Source organism: Streptosporangium sp. NPDC049078 (assembly GCF_040648855.1).
Taxonomy (GTDB): Bacteria; Actinomycetota; Actinomycetes; order Streptosporangiales; family Streptosporangiaceae; genus Streptosporangium.
Map to the genome: position 1 here is coordinate 1 of NZ_JBEZEL010000005.1, position 17,404 is coordinate 17,404.

Consider the following 17,404-nt stretch of genomic DNA (forward strand, 5'->3'; position numbering starts at 1 on the left):
CTGGGCACCGCCTCGGTCGACATGCCCTTCCACCTCGCCCTCATCGGCGAGCTGAAACACCACCTGCCCCCCACCGTCCCCATGGTCGACGGCCAACCCCTGCTCTACCACTGGTTCGTCTACACCCACTTCGCCACCGCGAGCCACCTCACCGGCATCGAACCCCTCCTCCTGCTCTTCCGCCTGGGCATGCTCCCCATGATGTTCACCCTGACCATCCTCCTGGCCATGATCACCCACCGCCTCACCCGCTCCCACCCCGCCACACTCCTCGCCATCACGGGCACCGTGTTCATGACCGCTCCGAACCTCTACCTGGGGGTGAACCTCGGGATGTTCACCTGGAGAGGTTTCCAGTCCTGGACAGGCCCCACCCAGACCTTCGGGGCACTGCTGTTCGCCCCGGTCGTCCTGCTGCTCGTCGACCTCCTCGAAGGACACAGGCGTGACGAAGGACGCAGACGTGACGTCGGCAGATGGCTCCTGCTCGGCGTGTTCATGGTGGCGGTCATGGGAGCCAAGGCCATCCACCTTCCCCCGCTCGCCGCGGGACTGGCCGCCGTCGTCGGGGTCGAGGTGATCAGGCGGCGCCGGATACACCGGCCCGCGCTCGTCGCGCTCGGGATGACGGTGGCGTGCTCTCTCTTCGCGCAGGTAGTACTGTTCGGCGGTGCGAGTCAGGGGACGATGGTCGACCCCCTCTCCCTGCTGCGCCGGGCCTGGGGAGAGCTGACCGGCCACGTCGGCGCGGCCGAGCCGCCGCCGTTCTCGGTGCTCGGTGTCACGGTGCTGTACGCGTTGTGCCTGGCCGTCGCATGGTGCGGGATCCTCGGGCTGCTGTGCAGGCCGAGACTGCTCCTGCGGCCGGCGGTGGTCCTCCTGCTCGGCATGGGCGCCGCGTGTGTCGCCGCCGTGCTCCTGCTCGGGCACCCTCACCTCGGCCAGCTCTACTTCTTCGGGGCCTGCTATCCCTACATGATGATCGTCGCGGCCTACGGGCTCTCCGTCATCGTGCGACGGGCACGGATGCCGCTCAGGACGATCGCGTACGCGGTCGGCGCCGGTGTGATGACGGCCTACCTGATCCGCATGCTGTGCGACGTCAGGACCCCCCTGCCCCCTGGCCGGCCGGACACCGTGCTGTACCTGCCCTACGCCGCGCTCCTGGCCGTCGTCGTGCTGGTGGCCGTCGCCCTGATGGGGACCGGGCGTGGCGGCCTGCGGGCCTGGGCCTTCATGCTTGTCGCGTTCGCCGCGGTCGGGCCGCCCGCGGCCTGGTTCACGCGCGCTCTCCCGGGTGCGGAGAGCGTCCCGGTGGCCCGGACGTTCGGGGAGGTCCCGCCGGTGGCGGTTCAGGCGGTTCCCGAGGGTGCCCTGGAGGCGGGCCGGTGGCTGCGCGCCCACTCGGATCCGGACGACCTGGTCGCCACGAACGCGCACTGCCGCTGGGGGTACGAGAACCCGTGCGACAGCCGCCAGTTCTGGGTGGCCGCCCTGTCGGAGCGGCGGGTGCTGGTCGAGGGATGGACCTACACCGCGGCGAACATGAGCCGCTGGCGGCCGGGGTCCCTGCCGGAGCGCCTGCCGTTCTGGGACGGCGAGCGGCTCGCCCTCAACGACGCCGCCTTCCAGGCCCCCTCGGCGGCCACGATCGGGCGGCTGCGCGAGCGCTACGGGGTGCGCTGGCTCTTCGCCGACGAGCGCCGCACCGGCCGGACCTCCAGGATCGGGGACTTCGCCGAACTGCGGTTCCGCTCCGGCGACTGCGCCGTCTACCGGATTCCGGACGGATCGGCGTGACCTAAGACTTGCGTAATGGATCGCCAAGTAACGACGGCGCGACGCGTGTCGGCCGGTCCTTTCGTTGTTCACTTCGGCCGTGAACGCAACCGACCTGAAGACGATCCCCTTCAACAGGACGCACATCTCGGTGAACGAGCTGGACTACCTGGGGGAGGCCGTGCGCCGACGATCCACCTGCGGAGACGGGCCGTTCACCCGGCGGGCCGCGGAGATCCTCGGAAAGATCACCGGGGCGGGCCAGGTGCTGCTGACCACCTCCTGCACGCACGCGCTGGAGATGTCGGCGATCCTCCTGGATCTCCGGGCCGACGACGAGGTGATCATGCCGTCGTTCACCTTCACGTCGACGGCCAACGCCTATGCGCTGCGCGGGGCGGTCCCGGTCTTCGTCGACTGCAGGCCCGACACCCTCAACGTGGACGAGCGGCTGATCGAAGCGGCGATCACCGATCGCACGCGGGCCGTCGTGGTCGTCCACTACGCGGGCATCGCGTGCGCGATGGAGGAGATCGCCGAACTCTGCGACCGGCATGGCCTCACCCTCATCGAGGACAACGCCCACGGCCTGGGCGGATCCTATCGAGGCCGGCCGCTCGGATCGTTCGGCAGCATGGCCGCGCAGAGCTTCCACGAGACGAAGAACGTGCAGTGCGGGGAGGGCGGCGCGCTGCTGCTGAACGACGCGGGTCTCGTCGCGCGTGCCGAGGTCATCCGGGAGAAGGGCAGCGACCGCAGCCGGTTCTTCCGCGGTCAGGTCGACAAGTACCGATGGGTCGACATCGGCTCCAGCTACCTGCTGTCCGACGTCCTGGCCTCACAGCTGACCTCGCAGCTGGAGTCGTTCCACGAGATCCAGTTCCGGCGCCACGCCGTCTGGCACCGGTACCACGAGGAACTGGCGGACTGGGCGAGGGGCAACGGGATCTCCCGGCCGACGATCCCCGACGGCTGCGCGCATCCGGCGCACCTGTACTACCTGCTGTTCCCGGATCTGGAGAACCGCCGGGCCTTCATCGACCATCTCCGGGGGGAAGGCGTGCAGGCGACGTTCCACTACCAGCCCCTGCACGCCGCGCCCGCGGGGGTGAGGTTCGGTCGAGTGGCCCCGGGGGGTTGCCCGGTCGCGGAGAGGGTCGCCGACCGCCTCGTGCGGCTGCCGCTCTACGCCGACCTGGACGAGACCGGCGTGGCACGAGTGATCGACGCCGTCCGGTCCTACGAGGTGAGCTGATGGCCTGGCGCGACGTGATCGAGGCGCGGGCCGTACGGGCCGTGGAGTCGCCGCTGGAATCGGCCAGGTTCGGATGTTCCGTGGAGCGTCTCACCGTCCCCGTGGAGTCCGGGGCGCCGTTCTCCGCGGTCCGTGAGGCACTCCTGGGGTCGGTCGCGGACGTCGTCGTGCTCCGGTACCCGGCGGAACACGTCGGCTGGTTCGCGAAGCTGGCCGCGCTCGGCCGGACCGCCGTGTTCGCGGACTCCCTCGTGTACTGGCGCCTGCACGCGGGAGAGGGACGCGGGCCTGCTCCGTCACCCGGGCTGCGAACGTCGGAGCCGGCCGGTCCCGCCGCGGTGGAGGCACTGGTATCCGACATCTTCGGCGTGTACGGGAACCACTATCTGGCCAATCCGCTGTTCGACGCGGCCGAGGCCCTGGCGGGCTACCGGGAATGGGCGCTGAGGTCGTCCGCGGAGGGGGAGTGCCTGACACTGGAGGATCGAGGCGCCGGAGTGGAGGCGCCCCGCCCGCTGGGGCTGGCCACGCTGGAGCAGGACGGTCCCCGGACGGAGATCCTCCTGGCCGGAGTGGTCTCCGGCTCACAGGGGCGTGGTCTCTACGCCCACCTGCTCAGGGCCGTCGAGGACCGCGCGCTGGCGCGTGGCGCGGCGGAGGTCGTCATCTCCACCCAGGGACACAACACGCGGGTGCAGAGGGCATGGGCGAGGTACGGATTCGAGCCCGTCCAGACCCTCCTCACCGTTCATCTGGTCCGGAGCCGGCTCCTGCGCGTGCGTGAACGCCAGGACCGCCGGGCCGCCGGGGAAGATCGGCGGCGGACGACCCGACGCGCTCGCGCACCACGTACGTCGGACGGCCCATGCCGTTTCCGTGAATGCGGCCGATGTACTCACCGAGGACTCCGATGGACAACAGCTGGGCGGATGAGAAGAGCGCGACCATCGAGGCGACGGTGGTGAACCCGGCCACCGTGGTGTCGCCCGCGGCGAAACGCCACAGGACGGCGCCCCCCAGCAGCAGGCCGATCACACCGACGAGGAATCCGAGGTAGCTCGCCGCGCGGAGCGGAGCGGTGCTGTAACCGAGGAGCATGTTCATCGCGTGCCCGACCAGCAGGCGCGGCGTGTAGTTCGATCGCCCGTGGTCGCGCTCGTTCATGTGCACGCCGACGGAGCCCACCTGCGTGGTGGCCCATGACAGGGCCACGTCGACCGACGCGTGCGGTCCCGACAGGCCCTCGAACCCGTCGCGCATGTGCGTGCGCAGGGCCCGGAAGGCGCTGATCGTACGCGCGGTGCGGATGCCCAGCGCGCCGGCCATGGCGGCCTTGACCGACCGGGACGCGAGACTCCGCAGGAACCCGTGCTCTTCGTCGTGCGGGACGCCGTACACCAGGTCGAGGCGGTCGCCTTCGAGCGCGGCCAGGAGGAGGGGGATCTGCTCGGGGGGATGTTGCAGGTCGTCGTCCATGGTGACGACGACTTCGAACGCCGCCTCCCTGATGCCGGCGACCAGCGCGTTGTGCTGCCCGTAGTTACGGGACAGGCGGATCGCCCGGACGGCGTCGACCCGGCGGGCCAGCTCCGCGGCGGTCTCCCACGTGTCGTCCGGGCTTCCGTCGACGACGAGGATCACCTCGTGCCGGACGGCCAGGCCGTGAAGGACCGGCATGAGCCTGTCCACCAGCGCCGGAAGGGTCCGCGCTGAGCGGTAACACGGAATAACCACCGACACCGACATTGATCCCCCGATTATTTCTTGTCGCCCACTACAATCCTGTTTCATCCCAATGTCTGACCACGATCCGGAGCGGCCGTCACATGGTTGAAGTCGAAGGTGGAACCGTCCGTGACAATAACCCGCGTTTCGGGCGGCCGGCTGTGATCTCGGCCTTTGGTGGCCACCGCATCACATATCTGTTCGCCGGCGCCATGACGGCTATGGTCTATTACGTTCTCCTCGGCTTAGGATTGCTGGCCTTTGAAGATGGCGTTCCCTATCTTTTCCTGGTCGTGGTCAGCCACCTGATCACCGTGGTGATCGTCTACCCCTGGTACAGGCTGGTGGTCTTCCGCGACTCCGGGTATTCCTGGCCGGTGGGCTACCTGCGGTTCTACGTGGTCGGGCTGAGCTTCCTCGCGGCGTCCGTCGTCGGGGTCCCGCTTCTGGTGGAACTCGCCGGGGTTCCGATCATGGTGGCCCAGGGGATGGTGATACTGACGAGCCCGCCGCTGAGTTACGCGATAAACCGGGCGTGGGTGTTCCGTGACCGAGGAAAAGTGTGAAATCGACAAAACGCCGTACGCTCTTCAGTAAAGGTGTGAGCCGGTGAAGAGGCGTCGATTTCGGGTTCCGGTAAAGTCGGGCGGACATGTGGCCGCACGGCCATGTGTTCTTCGCGGAAGGACTCGAAGAGCGTTGAAGGCACTCGTTCTGGCGGGCGGTAAGGGAACGAGGTTGCGCCCGCTTACCCATACCTCGGCGAAACAACTGGTCCCGGTCGCCAACAAGCCGGTGCTCTATTACGGGCTTGAGGCGATCCGGCAGGCCGGCATCACCGACGTGGGCATCGTCGTCGGCGACACGGGCCGCGAGATCCGGGACGCCGTGGGCGACGGCTCGCGGTTCGGGCTGGACGTCACGTACATCGCCCAGGAGGCTCCCCTCGGGCTGGCGCACTGCGTTCTGATCGCCGGGGAGTTCCTCGCCGACGAGCCGTTCGTGATGTATCTGGGGGACAACTTCCTGGTGGACGGCATCACCGATCTGGTGGACGCCTTCCGCCTGGCCGACCACGACGCGCAGATCCTGCTCACCAGGGTCGCCGAACCGCAGTTCTACGGAGTGGCCGAGATAGGGCCGGAAGGCGAGATCCTCGGGCTGGAGGAGAAGCCGGAGCACCCGCGCAGCGACCTCGCGATCGTCGGGGTCTACATCTTCTCCCCAGCCGTTCACGAGGCGGTCCGGGCGATCACCCCGTCGGCGCGCGGCGAGCTGGAGATCACGGACGCCGTCGCGTGGCTCCTCGACAACGGCTTCCGCGTCCACTCGCACCTTGTGAGCGGCTACTGGAAGGACACCGGGCGCCTCCAGGACATGCTGGAGTGCAACCGCATCGTCCTCGAACGTGTCGAGCCCGACATCAGGGGCACCGTGGACGACCTGAGTGAGGTCACCGGGCGGGTCGTCGTCGAGCCGGGCGCGGTGGTGGAGAACTCGGTCCTTCGCGGTCCGATCGTGATCGGCGCGGACACCAAGATCCTCTCCTCCTACGTCGGCCCCTTCACCTCGATCGGCTCCGGCTGCCTGGTCGGCGGCGCCGAGATCGAATACTCCATCGTGCTCGACGGTTCCTCTGTGCAGGGCGTCTCGCGTATCGCGCACTCCCTGATCGGGCGCGGCGTCGAGGTCAGCCGCGCGGTCGGCGTCTCCAACACCCACGAGCTCATGGTGGGCGACCACAGCAGGATCCAGGTGCGCGCATGAGAGTCCTCGTCACCGGCGGAGCCGGGTTCATCGGGTCCCACTACGCCAGGTCCCTGCTGCTCGGCTCCTGGCCCGGCTGCGAGGACACGCGGGTCACCGTCCTGGACAAGCTCACCTACGCGGGCAACCTCGCCAACCTCGCCCCCCTCGACGGCCACCCCGGTTACGCGTTCGTGCGGGGCGACATCACCGACGCGCGGCTTCTCGCGGACGTCGTTCCCGGCCACGACGTGGTCGTGAACTTCGCGGCGGAGAGCCACGTCGACCGGTCCATCGCGGGCGCGGGCGACTTCGTGACGACGAACGTGCTGGGGACCCAGAGACTTCTCCAGGCCGCGCTGGAGGGCGGAGTCCGCACGTTCCTTCAGGTCTCCACCGACGAGGTGTACGGCTCTATCGAGGAGGGGGCCTGGAGCGAGAGCGAACCGTTGCTGCCGAACTCGCCCTACTCGGCGGCGAAGGCGGGTGGCGACATGCTTTGCCGCGCCTACCACCGCACCCACGGGCTCGACGTCCGGGTGACCCGCTGTTCCAACAACTACGGCCCCTACCAGCACCCCGAGAAGCTGATACCGCTCTTCGTCACCAACCTCCTCGACGGTGAGAAGGTCCCGCTCTACGGTGACGGGCTCAACGTGCGCGACTGGCTGCACGTCGACGACCACTGCAGAGGCATCCAGACGGTGCTGAGGAAGGGCGCGCCCGGCGAGGTCTACAACATCGGCGGCGGCGTCGAGCTGACCAACCGGGAGCTGACCGAGCGGCTGCTGGCCGCGCTCGGCACGGGCTGGGAGGCGGTCGAGCCGGTGGCCGACCGGCTCGGGCACGACCGCCGCTACTGCGTCGACTGGACGAAGATCCGGGCCATCGGCTACGAGCCCCGCAAGGACTTCGGCGACGGCCTGGCCGAGGTGATCCGGTGGTATCGGGACAACCAGCGGTGGTGGCGTCCGCTCAAGGAGCGGACGCCCTGACACCGGACCCGTGCCGCGGGGGCACCGGTCACACGAACATCGTGTCAGCTGTGGAAGATCAGGTCGACCCAGTAGTTCGTCGCCTGGTAGGTGCTCGTCGGGAAGACGTTGCTCGCGCTGTAGGTGTAGACGCCGTTGCCGCCCGAGGCACCGTCGGCCAGGGCGGTGAGGGCGCCGTTGACGTACTGGGAGGTGAAGTACGGGCGGTCCGTCGAGTAGTTGCCGGATGTGGTGTGGTAGGACGCGACGTAGGTGGTGCCGCCGGTGACGTCGACGGGCTGTGAGAAGTTCACCTGCTGCCAGCCGGTGGCGGTCTCGTTTGAGAACACGGCGCTGGCCAGGAGTGTGCCGTCGATCCCCCACAGGCTGGCGGTGTGGGTGCCGGTGTTCTGCGGCCCCTTGTAGAACCGGATCCCGCTCACCTTCCCGTTGGTCGCCGCCTTGAACTTGACGCCGAGGACGACCCCCTGCGGGTCGGACTGCGAAGGGACGCTGGGAACCGGCACCCTGTCCCACAGGCTGTCCGTCGGGACGAACACGACGTCGACCCAGTAGTTCGTCGCCTGGTAGGTGTTCGTCGGGAAGACGTTGCTCGCGCTGTAGGTGTAGACGCCGTTGCCGCCCGAGGCGCCGTCGGCCAGGGCGGTGAGCAGGCCGTTGACGTACTGGGAGGTGAAGTAGGGGCGGGTCGTCGCGTAGTTGCCGGCCGGAGCGTAGTACGAGACGACGTAGGTGGTTCCGGCGGTGAGCACCACCGGTGTCGAGAAGTTGGCCTGCTGCCAGCCGCTGGCGGTCTCGCCGGTGAAGGTGGTGCTGGCCAGGAGGGTGCCGTTGCTCGTCCACAGGCTGCCGATGTGGGTGCCGGTGTTCTGCGCCCCCTTGTAGAACCGGACGCCGATCGCGGTCCCGCTCTTGGCCGCCTGGAACTTGACGCCGAGGACGACCCCCTGAGGGTCGGACTGCGCGGGAACGGCGGGGACCCCCGCACTGTTCCACAGACTGTCGGAGATGCTCTGGTTGACGGGTGGTGACGTGCTCGGCGCGAAGTGGATCAGAGCCTCGTGGTCGAAGGTGTCCCCCCCGAGATAGACGGCGACGATCGGGTGATTTCCCCCGGAGAGGTCGGAGACCGTGATGGTGGCGGGGATGCCATCGGTCTGGAAGGCCGAGCCGAGGACCGTCGAGCCGTCCTTGAAGACCACCTCGCCGGCGGGCACGACGGTGCCGCTGACCGCGTTCACCGTCGCGGTCAGGACGACCGGGTCCCCTCTCCACGCGGGGTTGAGGGAGGAGGTGAGGGTGGTGGTGGTCGGCGGATCGTTCGGCACGGTGAGGCGGGTGTACGGCAGGCTGCCGGTCCCCTGGATGGCGACCGTGTTGTTGAGCGCGAAGACTCGGCCGTTGACGTTGGCGCCGCTACCGACCGTGACCGAGTTCTGTGCGAGGAGATTGCCGCGGAAGGTGCAGTACGTGCCCAGTGTCGCCGAGCCGCTGATCTGCCAGAAGAGATTGTTGGCCTGGGCTCCGCGCTGGAGGTTGATGTTGCCGACGTTCGCCACGTCGAGAGTGGACGCCTGGAAGATGAAGACGGCGTTCGGGTCGCCCTGTGCGTCGAGGGTGAGGGTTCCGCTGATCGAGAACCCCCCGCTGACGGAGTTGTAGACACCCGGCCCCTTGGTCGTCCCGCCCAACTGGGCGGCCACCGTGGCGTCGGGCGTGCGCCCGGCGGCGTCGTTGTAGGCGCTGACCGCGTCGGCCATGGCCAGCGCCGCGGCGGCGTTCCCTATCTGCTTGGAACCGGAGACCGTGCCGGGTGGAAAGCCGGTCACCGTGGTTCCCGGGCTCACCCCCAGATTGCCGGTGACCGTCGTGAGGTTCACGTTGGTGACCGCGGCCCCGGCCAGCACTCCGAACGGCGCGGCGTTGCCGATGTTCACCGGAGCGGCCGCGCTCGCGCCGCCGGGGGTGCCGACGACCGCGCCCATCGCGAGGAAGGACGCCATGGCCGCCTTCAGCAGGACGCGGCCGGCGGAACCTCGCGGGCGGAGCAGGAAGAGCGGTCTGCTCCGGGCCACTCTGGTATCGATCATGGTCGCGGTCATGTCGACCATCTGGTCGAGCGCGTCGCGAACGGTTTTGGACATGCGACACAACTCCTCACTGATCTCGTGATCCGTCAGACGTCCGGTGCTGTCCGTCGCCTGCGATCTGTCATGAATGAAAAATGAGATTTTTTGTCGAGCTTCTTGTGGTTTATTGCATTGATTGCAGGAAGTGACCGGAGGTGGATGTCAAGGGAAATTTTCGGATTATCGTTACGCCGCTGAAAGGTGTCACGTGACACGCTGACGACTCTGCCGTGAAGGTCGGCGTGCGCGGGTTCCCGTGTGGCGGGGAAGGGTGCATGTTGGTGTGAGGCTGATGGAAAAATTACTCAATAATACTTTCGGGTATTGCTGATTTTTTGGTGTTAAATCGGCATTGGTGCTGTTCGGGGAGGGCTTTTGGGTGGGTGAGGGGCGACCTGCCTTCGCCTCGGTTTCCGCTCGTCTCTTTTGTTGATGGCCTGCAATATATGTACAAAATATATAAAAGTGTATTTGAAGTGATTGTGCAGTGTTTAGAGGTCCTGGTTTCTTTGTTGGTGGTTGGTCCGGTCTCGTGTGCAGAGCTTGAGCGGCCCCGGGCCCTGGGCGACACGCCCGGACGATGGCGGAATCAGCGGTGCGGGAAAGCGGGCTCTTACAGTCGGGATTGTGTCTTGTCCCGAATCGACGGGGGTTCTGCCGTGAAAGAGAAACTGGTTGTGATCGGCCAGGGGTATGTGGGTCTGCCACTTGCGATGGGGGCCGTCAGGGCGGGCTTCGACGTCGTGGGAATCGATGTGGACGAGTGGAGGGTCAAGCGCCTCAACGCCGCCGAGTCCTATGTCGAGGACATCGATGACGAGACGCTGTCCCTGGCCCACCGGTCCGGCCGATACCTGGCCACCGCCGACTACGCCGCCGCAGAAGGGTTCGACGTCTGTGTGGTGACCGTGCCGACCCCGCTCCGCGAGGGCGTTCCCGACCTGCGCCACATCGGCGCGGCAGGGGAGTCGCTCGCCCCGCTGCTGCGGCGGGGCGCCGCGGTGGTCCTGGAGTCCACCACCTATCCGGGGACCACCGAGGAGTATCTGCTGCCGCTGCTGGAGGAGGGCTCGGGGCTGCGGGCACCACAGGACTTCCATCTGGGCTACAGCCCCGAGCGGATCGACCCGGGCAACGCGCACTGGCGCCTGGGGAACACGCCGAAGGTCGTCTCCGGGATCGACGAGGCGTCGCTGAAGAGGATCGAGGCGTTCTACGCGAGGATGGTGGACGAGGTGGTCCCGGTCTCCTCGCCGCAGGTGGCCGAGCTGTGCAAGCTCCTGGAGAACACCTTCAGGCACGTCAACATCGCCTTGGTGAACGAACTGTCGATCTTCGCGCAACAGCTCGGCATCGACGTCTGGGAGGCCATCGACGCAGCCGCCACCAAGCCGTTCGGCTACATGCGCTTCACCCCCGGTCCCGGCGTCGGCGGGCACTGCCTGCCGATCGACCCGTCGTACCTGTCGTGGAAGGTCAAGCGCAGTCTGGGGCACAACTTCCAGTTCGTGGAACTGGCCAACGACATCAACGACCACATGCCCGACCACGTCGTGCACCGGATCGGACTCGCGCTGAACCGGTTGCGCAAGCCGGTCAACGGCAGCCGGGTGCTCGCGCTCGGCCTCGCGTACAAGAAGAACGCCGGAGACTGCCGAGAGTCACCGGCGATCGACGTGGTGAGGGGTCTTCGCAAGCTGGGCGCGGACGTGCGGGCCGCCGACCCGCACGTGGACTGCTTCCTGCTGCCGCAGGGGATCGAGGTCGTCGCGTTCTCGGAGCGGGAGCTGGCGGCGGCGGACGCGGTGGTGGTCCTCACCGACCACGACTGCTTCGACTACGAGCTCGTCCAGCGGGCGAGCGCCCTCGTCTTCGACACCCGCAACCGCTGCCGGGGGCCGAACGTCGAGAGGCTGTGACCTCAGGAGAGACCGTGACCTCGCGCCGTGGGGCGTCCCGGCGTCCCGGCGGAGGCCGCCGGGACGCCCCACGCCGGATGACCGCGATCCGACGGGGTGGGGGAGCGGTGGGCCCGGCCGGGGATGGTCGCGACGGAGGGGCAGGACCTCATGACGCGGGCGATCGGGTTTCGAGCGCCGTCGCCGGCGCGGAGCACGGGTCAGGACCTCATGACGCGGGCGATCAGCTCCTCGACCTGGTTGTTGAGCCTGCCGCCCCGGGGCCATCCCGCGTAGTGGGTGAGGAAGACGACGATCTCGCGGAGCTCGTCGGGGGTGAGGTCGCCGGTTCGCAGCGCCGCGTCCAGCTGGAGGTCGACGTCCTCGTTCATGCCCTGGCCGACGAGCAGGCCGATCAGCAGCATGCGCCGGTCGCGGTTCGAGATTCCCTGCCGGGACCACACCTCGGCGAAGAGGTTCTCGATGGTCACCCCGAAGAGGTCGCCGGGTTCGTTCTCACCGTGTTCCCAGCCGTAGACATGTCTCATCGAATACCTCCGTGTGGAAGCCCCCCGGCAGCCGTTCCCCGCCGGGAACGGCCAGTGGAGTCCTTACCCCGTCCGCCCCCGCCGCTTCCGGCCTCAGGGAAAGATCTTTTTTCCCTAAAGTCCAGGTATGTAGATGTATTTCGTACCAGGGATCATCTCGTGTTGCACGCGCGGACTCCGATCGGCGGCGGGCGGGATGCCGCGATAATCGGGATATGCGGTTCGACATCCTCGGCCCCACCCGGATTCGGCTCGACGGTGGCCGCGTGGTCGTCGTGGGCGGACAGGGGATGCGCGCGCTGCTCGTGATGCTCCTCCTCGACGTGGGCAAGGTCGTGACCACCGAGCGGCTGATCGGCGGCCTGTACGGCGACGACCCGCCCGCGAACGCCGCCAACGCCCTGCAGTCCCAGGTCTCGCGGCTGCGCAGGGCACTCGGCGACCAGGAGGTGATCGAGTTCCACCCGGCGGGCTACCGGCTCGCGGCCGGGGCCGACGCCGTCGACGCCCACCGATTCGAAGGGCTCGTCGCGGAGGGTCGCCGGGCACTCGCCTCCGGCGAGCACGACAGGGCCGTGCGGCTGCTGGGCGAGGCGCTCTCCCTGTGGCGCGGGCCCGCGCTCGCCGACGTGGGGGACTCGCCGTTCGCCCCGGCGCCCTCGGCCAGGCTGGAAGGGCTCAGGCTCGACTGCGTGGAGGACCGCGTCCAGGCGGAGCTGGAGCTGGGCCGTCACCGTGAGCTCGTCGCCGAGTTGCAGGGACTCACCGCCGCCCACCCCTTCAGGGAACGGCTGTACGGGCAGCTGATGCGCGCCCTGTACGGCTCGGGCAGGCAGGCCGAGGCCCTGGAGGTGTACGAGGGGGCGAGACGGGTCCTCGGCGAGGAGTTCGGGGTGGACCCGTCGGCTGAGCTGGCCGCCGTGCACCTCGCGGTGCTCAGGGCCGACCCCGCCCTCGCCGGCGTCCCCGCGGCCGGTGCCGCTCACGGTGCCGCCGGCGGCGAGGGCGGCGAGGGCGGCGAGGGCGGCGAGGGCGGCGAGGGCGGGGTCGCCGCGCCCGTCAGGTCGGGACTGCGGGCCCCGCTGACCAGTTTTTTCGGCAGAAAAGAGGAGATGTCCAGGCTCCACGCGCTGCTCGGCGAGGCGAGACTGGTCACCCTCGTCGGTCCCGGCGGCGCGGGCAAGACCCGGCTGGCCGGTGAGGTCGCCGCGAAGGAGCCCGGCGACGTGTGCTTCGTGGAACTGGCCGCCGTCTTCGGCGCGGGAGAGGCGGTCCAGGCCGTACTCGGCGCGCTGGGCGTCCGCGACGCCGGCCTGCTCCCCGGACGCCCGGTCCCGGCACCCCTGGCCAGGCTGGTCGCGGCGCTGGCCGACCGGCCCGTGCTGCTCGTGCTGGACAACTGCGAGCACCTGGTCGCGGAGGTCGCCGAGCTCGCCGGTCACCTGCTCGCCGCCTGCCCGGGGCTGCGCGTCCTGGCGACCGGCAGGGAGGCGCTCGGTATCACCGGGGAGGTGCTTCACCCCGTCGCGCCGCTGCCGGTGCCGAGGGCGGGCACCGGTGCCGAAGAGGCCCTCGCCTACCCCGCCGTGCGGCTCTTCGCCGACAGGGCGGCGGCCGTGCGTCCCGGTTTCCGCGTCGACGACGCCAACGTCGAGCAGGTGCTGGGCATCTGCCGTGCTCTGGATGGCCTGCCGCTCGCGCTGGAACTAGCCGCGGCGCGCCTGCGTTCCCTGCCGGTGGCCGAGGTGGCCTCCCGGCTGGGCGACCGTTTCCGGCTGCTGTCGCGCGGCAGCCGCACCGCGCTGCCCAGGCACCAGACGCTGCGCGCCGTGGTCGCCTGGAGCTGGGACCTGCTCGACGACGACGAGCGGTCGCTGGCCGGACGGCTCACCGTCTTCGCGGGCGGCGCCACGCTGGAGGCGGCCGCCCGGGTGTGCGGACCGAGCGAGGAGGAGGTCGTCGACCTGCTGAGTTCCCTCGCGGAGAAGTCGCTCGTCGAGCGGGTGGGCGAGCGTTACCGGATGTTGGAGACCATCCGCGCGTACTGCGCGGAACGGCTGGCCGAGACCGGCGAGACCGAGGCGCGTCGCGAGGCGCACGCCTCGTACTACGCGGACCTGGCGGCCACGGCGGACTCCCACCTGCGCGGTGCCGGGCAGCTGGAGTGGCTGCGCAGGCTGGACGAGGAACGCGACGACCTGCACGCCGCGCTGCGCTGGGCCGTCGACACCGGCAGGGTCGAGCAGGCGCTGCGCCTGGTCGCCGGGCTCGCCATGTACTGGTGGCTGCGGGGCCGCCGCTCGGAGGGCGCGGGCCTCGCCGCCGACCTGCTCGTCGCGATCGGACCGTCCCCCGCAGGGGAGGCGCCCGGGGCGGTACCGGCCGAAGGACCGGCCGAGAAGGCCGCCGGATCGGCGCGGGTCGAAGAGCCGGTCGGGCACACGACGGGGCCGGTGCCGTCCGAGGGAGTGACGGGGGTCGCGCCGATCGAGGGGATGGAGGAGGAGTACGCCATCAGCGTGCTCGTGGCCACCTTCGGCGAGTCGCGGTCGCCCCGGCGTCTCGTCCGGCTGAAGGGAATCATCCCACCGCTCGATCGGCCGTACCGGTGGCCGTTCCTGGCCATGTTGTGGCCGATGCTCACCGGTCCGCCCGACTTCCTGCCGGAACCGCCGCTGCCCGTCATCACCGATCCGTGGGTGCGGGCGCTGGCCCGCTTCGGTCACGGCTACTTCTGTCTGTCCGGAGGCGACGCCGCGAGCGCCGAGCACCACTTCGGGGAGGCACTGGAGCTGTTCGGCTCCATCGGGGAGCGCTGGGGAAGTGCGCTCACGCTGGCCGAGCTGGCCGGGCTCGCCGACCTGCGGCAGGACACGGCCGCGTCGCGCGCGCTGACCGGTGAGGCGCTCCGGCTGGCGCGGGAGCTCGGGTCGGAGGAGGACATCGCGGAGCTCGTCTGCCATGAGGCCGCGTCGGCCGTACGCGGCGGTGATCTCGCGGCCGCTCACGCCGAGTACCTGCGTGCGGCCGGTCACGCCCGCCGGGCGGGTGTTCCCGACGTGGCGGCGAAGGTCCAGCGTGGCCTCGCCGAGGTCGCGAGGCTCCGAGGGGATCTGGACGAGGCGCGCGCCCTCGCGCTCGGCGCCCTGGAGCTGTGCACGCAGGAGTCGTACGCCACCGAGGAGATCCGGTCGCGGGTCACCGTCGAGCTGGGCCGGATCGCCGCGTCGGGCGGAGACGCCGCCGGGGCGAGAGCCTGGCACCTCAGGGCACTGGGACCCGCGCTGCGGCGTTACTCGCCGCCGGCGGGCCTGGTGCTCGAAGGGCTGGCGGAGGTCGCGCTGCTTGAGGGGGACGCCGAGGGCGCGGCCCGGCTGCTGGGCGCGGCCACGGCCCTCGGCGGCACCCCGGCGGCGAACCTCGACACCGGCGTCACGGCGGCTGTCCGCGCCCGGACCGGTGGTGCCGCCTACGAGCGGGAGCGGCGCGTGGGAACCCGCATGTCGCGAAGCGAGGTGCTCGCGATGTTCGCCATCTGATCCCGCCCGGACGCCCTTGGATTCCGAGATGATCGGGGACCCGCGCGGTCCGGTCACGGCGGTGGTGAGGGGCCGTCAGCGGGAGGTGCGCGGGCCGTCAGCGCCGCCGATCACGATGGCGGGCATGAAAGATCACTCCCCGATCACGGATCGCCGCAAATGGGCGACTCTCGCCGTCGCCTGCCTGGCGGCGCTGCTCCTCTCCGTCGACGTCACCGTCCTGCACCTCGCCCTCCCTCAGCTCGTCGCGGACCTGCGGCCCTCGTCCACCCAGATCCTGTGGATCGGTGACGCGTACGGGTTCGCGCTCGCCGGGCTGCTGATCACGATGGGCAACGTCGGCGACCGGATCGGCCGCAGGAGGCTGCTCCTCATCGGCGCCGTGGCCTTCGGAGCGGCCTCGGCGGTGACCGCGTACGCTCCCACCCCCGAGTTGCTCATCGCCGCCCGGGTCCTGCTCGGCGTGGCGGGCGCCACGATCATGCCCTCCACCCTGTCGATCATCCGCAACGTCTTCACCGACCCGAAGGAGCGGACCACGGCGGTCGGCCTGTGGAGCGGGATGGGCGCGGCGGGGTTCGCCCTGGGACCGGTCGTCGGCGGCCTGCTGCTCGACCACTTCTGGTGGGGGTCGGTCTTCCTGATCAACCTGCCGGTGATGCTGCTCATCGTGGTCGCCGGTTTCCTCGTGCTCCCCGAGTCGCGCAACCCCGCCGCGGGGCGGGTGGACCTCGTGAGCGTTCCGCTGTCCATCGCCGGTGTGATCGGTTTGATCTACGCTGTAAAGGAGGCGGCCGCGTACGGCGTCACCGACACCGGTGTCCTGGCGGGGGGTGCGGTGGGGATCGCCGCCCTGGCGCTGTTCGCGCGGCGGCAGACCCGGCTGGCCGAGCCGCTGATCGACGTCCGCCTCTTCCGGCGCAGGGCCTTCTCCGCCTCGGTCGGGGCGAACCTCATCGCCATCTTCGGCATGTCCGCGCTGTCGTTGATCTTCGCCTGGTACTTCCAGCTCGTCCTGGGCTGGTCACCCCTTCAGGCCGGTCTCGCGGGACTGCCCGGAGGTCTGTCGGCGGCGGCCGGCGGGGTCCTGGCCGCGGGTCTGATCGCCCGGTGGGGCCGGGCGAGGACGGTGGCGCTCGGCCTGGCGATGGCCGCCGTGGCCTTCGCCTGCTACGGCCGGATCACGCCGGACACCTCCTACCTGTACTTCCTCGGCCCCATGGTCGTCTGCGGGGTGGGCATCGGGCTGACGTTCGCGGTCACCAACGACACCGTGCTCGCGAGCGTGCCCAGGGAACGGGCCGGTGCCGCGGCGGCGATCTCCGAGACGTCCTTCGAGCTGGGCGGCGCACTGGGCATCGCCGTGCTGGGCAGTGTCCTGACCGGTGTCTACCGGGGTGACCTGCGGCTCCCCGAAGGGCTGCCCGGCGAGGTGGCCGCCCCCGTCGTGGAGTCGCTGCCCACCGCGCTGGAGGCGGCCGCGGCACTTCCCGGGCGGCTGGGGGAGGCCGTCGCCGAGGCCGCGAGGCTCGCCTTCGTCGCCGGGGTCCAGGTGACCGCGATCACCGCCGCGGTGATGATCGCCGTGCTCGCTGTGGTATCGCTCGCCGGCCTGCGCGGTGTCCCCGACGTGATTCCCGAGATCCCCGAGGAGCTTCTTCCCGAGGCGCGCGGCTGAACGGGACCCCGAGGTGATCGGCTTCCCCGTTTCCCTCGGGTCCCCGCGTTCTCGCGGGCCGACGCCCCGCCGTCGACCGCGGTGGCGCCGGGCCCTGACCGTCTACCCGCTC

11 protein-coding genes and 1 pseudogene are annotated in these 17,404 nt (G+C 69.7%); 9 read left to right on the forward strand and 3 right to left on the reverse strand.

Annotated elements, in window-relative coordinates:
• The 3 genes and pseudogenes from AB0B90_RS09165 to AB0B90_RS09175 all read left to right on the forward strand — a co-directional run.
• Window positions 1–1,800, forward strand: a 1,800-nt coding sequence (locus AB0B90_RS09165) for a hypothetical protein (RefSeq protein ID WP_362921819.1), incomplete at its 5' end; no start/stop codon positions are given.
• 79 nt (window positions 1,801–1,879) lie between these two features.
• Complete coding sequence (rffA, locus tag AB0B90_RS09170; protein WP_350944231.1) at window positions 1,880–3,034, forward strand: dTDP-4-amino-4,6-dideoxygalactose transaminase; 1,155 nt, start codon at window positions 1,880–1,882, stop codon at window positions 3,032–3,034.
• Window positions 3,034–3,744, forward strand: a pseudogene (locus tag AB0B90_RS09175) (GNAT family N-acetyltransferase); the annotation flags it as partial. The gene rffA and the pseudogene AB0B90_RS09175, both read left to right, overlap by 1 nt.
• A 31-nt stretch (window positions 3,745–3,775) precedes the next feature.
• Here AB0B90_RS09175 and AB0B90_RS09180 read toward each other — a convergent pair.
• The gene (locus AB0B90_RS09180) at window positions 3,776–4,825 is read right to left on the reverse strand and encodes a glycosyltransferase family 2 protein (RefSeq protein ID WP_362921821.1); all 1,050 of its coding nucleotides are present in this window, start codon (window positions 4,823–4,825) and stop codon (window positions 3,776–3,778) included.
• A gap of 35 nt (window positions 4,826–4,860) precedes the next feature.
• On the opposite strand from AB0B90_RS09180, the gene AB0B90_RS09185 reads away from it, so the two are divergent.
• The 3 genes from AB0B90_RS09185 (at window position 4,861) to rfbB (ending at window position 7,500) form a co-directional block, all read left to right on the forward strand.
• Window positions 4,861–5,325, forward strand: coding sequence for a GtrA family protein (locus AB0B90_RS09185; RefSeq protein WP_362921823.1), 465 nt, complete (start codon window positions 4,861–4,863; stop codon window positions 5,323–5,325).
• Between the two features lie 133 nt (window positions 5,326–5,458).
• The gene (locus AB0B90_RS09190; RefSeq protein WP_350944226.1) at window positions 5,459–6,526 is read left to right on the forward strand and encodes a glucose-1-phosphate thymidylyltransferase; all 1,068 of its coding nucleotides are present in this window, start codon (window positions 5,459–5,461) and stop codon (window positions 6,524–6,526) included.
• Window positions 6,523–7,500, forward strand: a complete 978-nt coding sequence (rfbB, locus tag AB0B90_RS09195) for a dTDP-glucose 4,6-dehydratase (RefSeq protein WP_350944225.1) — start codon at window positions 6,523–6,525, stop codon at window positions 7,498–7,500. Before AB0B90_RS09190 ends, rfbB begins: the two co-directional genes overlap by 4 nt.
• A 44-nt stretch (window positions 7,501–7,544) precedes the next feature.
• On the opposite strand, the gene AB0B90_RS09200 is transcribed toward rfbB, so the two are convergent.
• Window positions 7,545–9,644, reverse strand: a complete 2,100-nt coding sequence (locus AB0B90_RS09200) for a DUF4082 domain-containing protein (RefSeq protein ID WP_350944224.1) — start codon at window positions 9,642–9,644, stop codon at window positions 7,545–7,547.
• Between the two features lie 644 nt (window positions 9,645–10,288).
• On the opposite strand from AB0B90_RS09200, the gene AB0B90_RS09205 reads away from it, so the two are divergent.
• Window positions 10,289–11,548 (forward strand): nucleotide sugar dehydrogenase, encoded by a 1,260-nt coding sequence (locus AB0B90_RS09205; protein WP_350944222.1) that lies wholly within the window; start codon window positions 10,289–10,291, stop codon window positions 11,546–11,548.
• Between the two features lie 200 nt (window positions 11,549–11,748).
• Here AB0B90_RS09205 and AB0B90_RS09210 read toward each other — a convergent pair whose 3' ends face one another.
• Entirely contained in the window at window positions 11,749–12,075 is a 327-nt protein-coding gene (locus AB0B90_RS09210; RefSeq protein ID WP_350944221.1) for a carboxymuconolactone decarboxylase family protein, read from the reverse strand.
• A 215-nt stretch (window positions 12,076–12,290) separates the two neighbouring features.
• On the opposite strand from AB0B90_RS09210, the gene AB0B90_RS09215 reads away from it, so the two are divergent.
• Window positions 12,291–15,614 (forward strand): BTAD domain-containing putative transcriptional regulator, encoded by a 3,324-nt coding sequence (locus AB0B90_RS09215; protein ID WP_362921827.1) that lies wholly within the window; start codon window positions 12,291–12,293, stop codon window positions 15,612–15,614.
• A gap of 124 nt (window positions 15,615–15,738) precedes the next feature.
• Entirely contained in the window at window positions 15,739–17,292 is a 1,554-nt protein-coding gene (locus tag AB0B90_RS09220) for an MFS transporter (protein WP_362921829.1), read from the forward strand.
• The last annotated feature ends 112 nt before the right edge of the window (window positions 17,293–17,404 follow it).

Excerpts from the sequence above, each read along its gene's own strand:
- AB0B90_RS09215 (WP_362921827.1), top strand. The coding sequence starts at position 12,291 with ATGCGGTTCGACATCCTCGGCCCCACCCGGATTCGGCTCGACGGTGGC.
- AB0B90_RS09220 (WP_362921829.1), top strand. The coding sequence starts at position 15,739 with ATGAAAGATCACTCCCCGATCACGGATCGCCGCAAATGGGCGACTCTC.
- rfbB (WP_350944225.1), top strand. The coding sequence starts at position 6,523 with ATGAGAGTCCTCGTCACCGGCGGAGCCGGGTTCATCGGGTCCCACTAC.
- AB0B90_RS09185 (WP_362921823.1), top strand. The coding sequence starts at position 4,861 with ATGGTTGAAGTCGAAGGTGGAACCGTCCGTGACAATAACCCGCGTTTC.
- AB0B90_RS09210 (WP_350944221.1), bottom strand. The coding sequence starts at position 12,075 with ATGAGACATGTCTACGGCTGGGAACACGGTGAGAACGAACCCGGCGAC.
- AB0B90_RS09180 (WP_362921821.1), bottom strand. The coding sequence starts at position 4,825 with ATGAAACAGGATTGTAGTGGGCGACAAGAAATAATCGGGGGATCAATG.
- AB0B90_RS09200 (WP_350944224.1), bottom strand. The coding sequence starts at position 9,644 with ATGTCCAAAACCGTTCGCGACGCGCTCGACCAGATGGTCGACATGACC.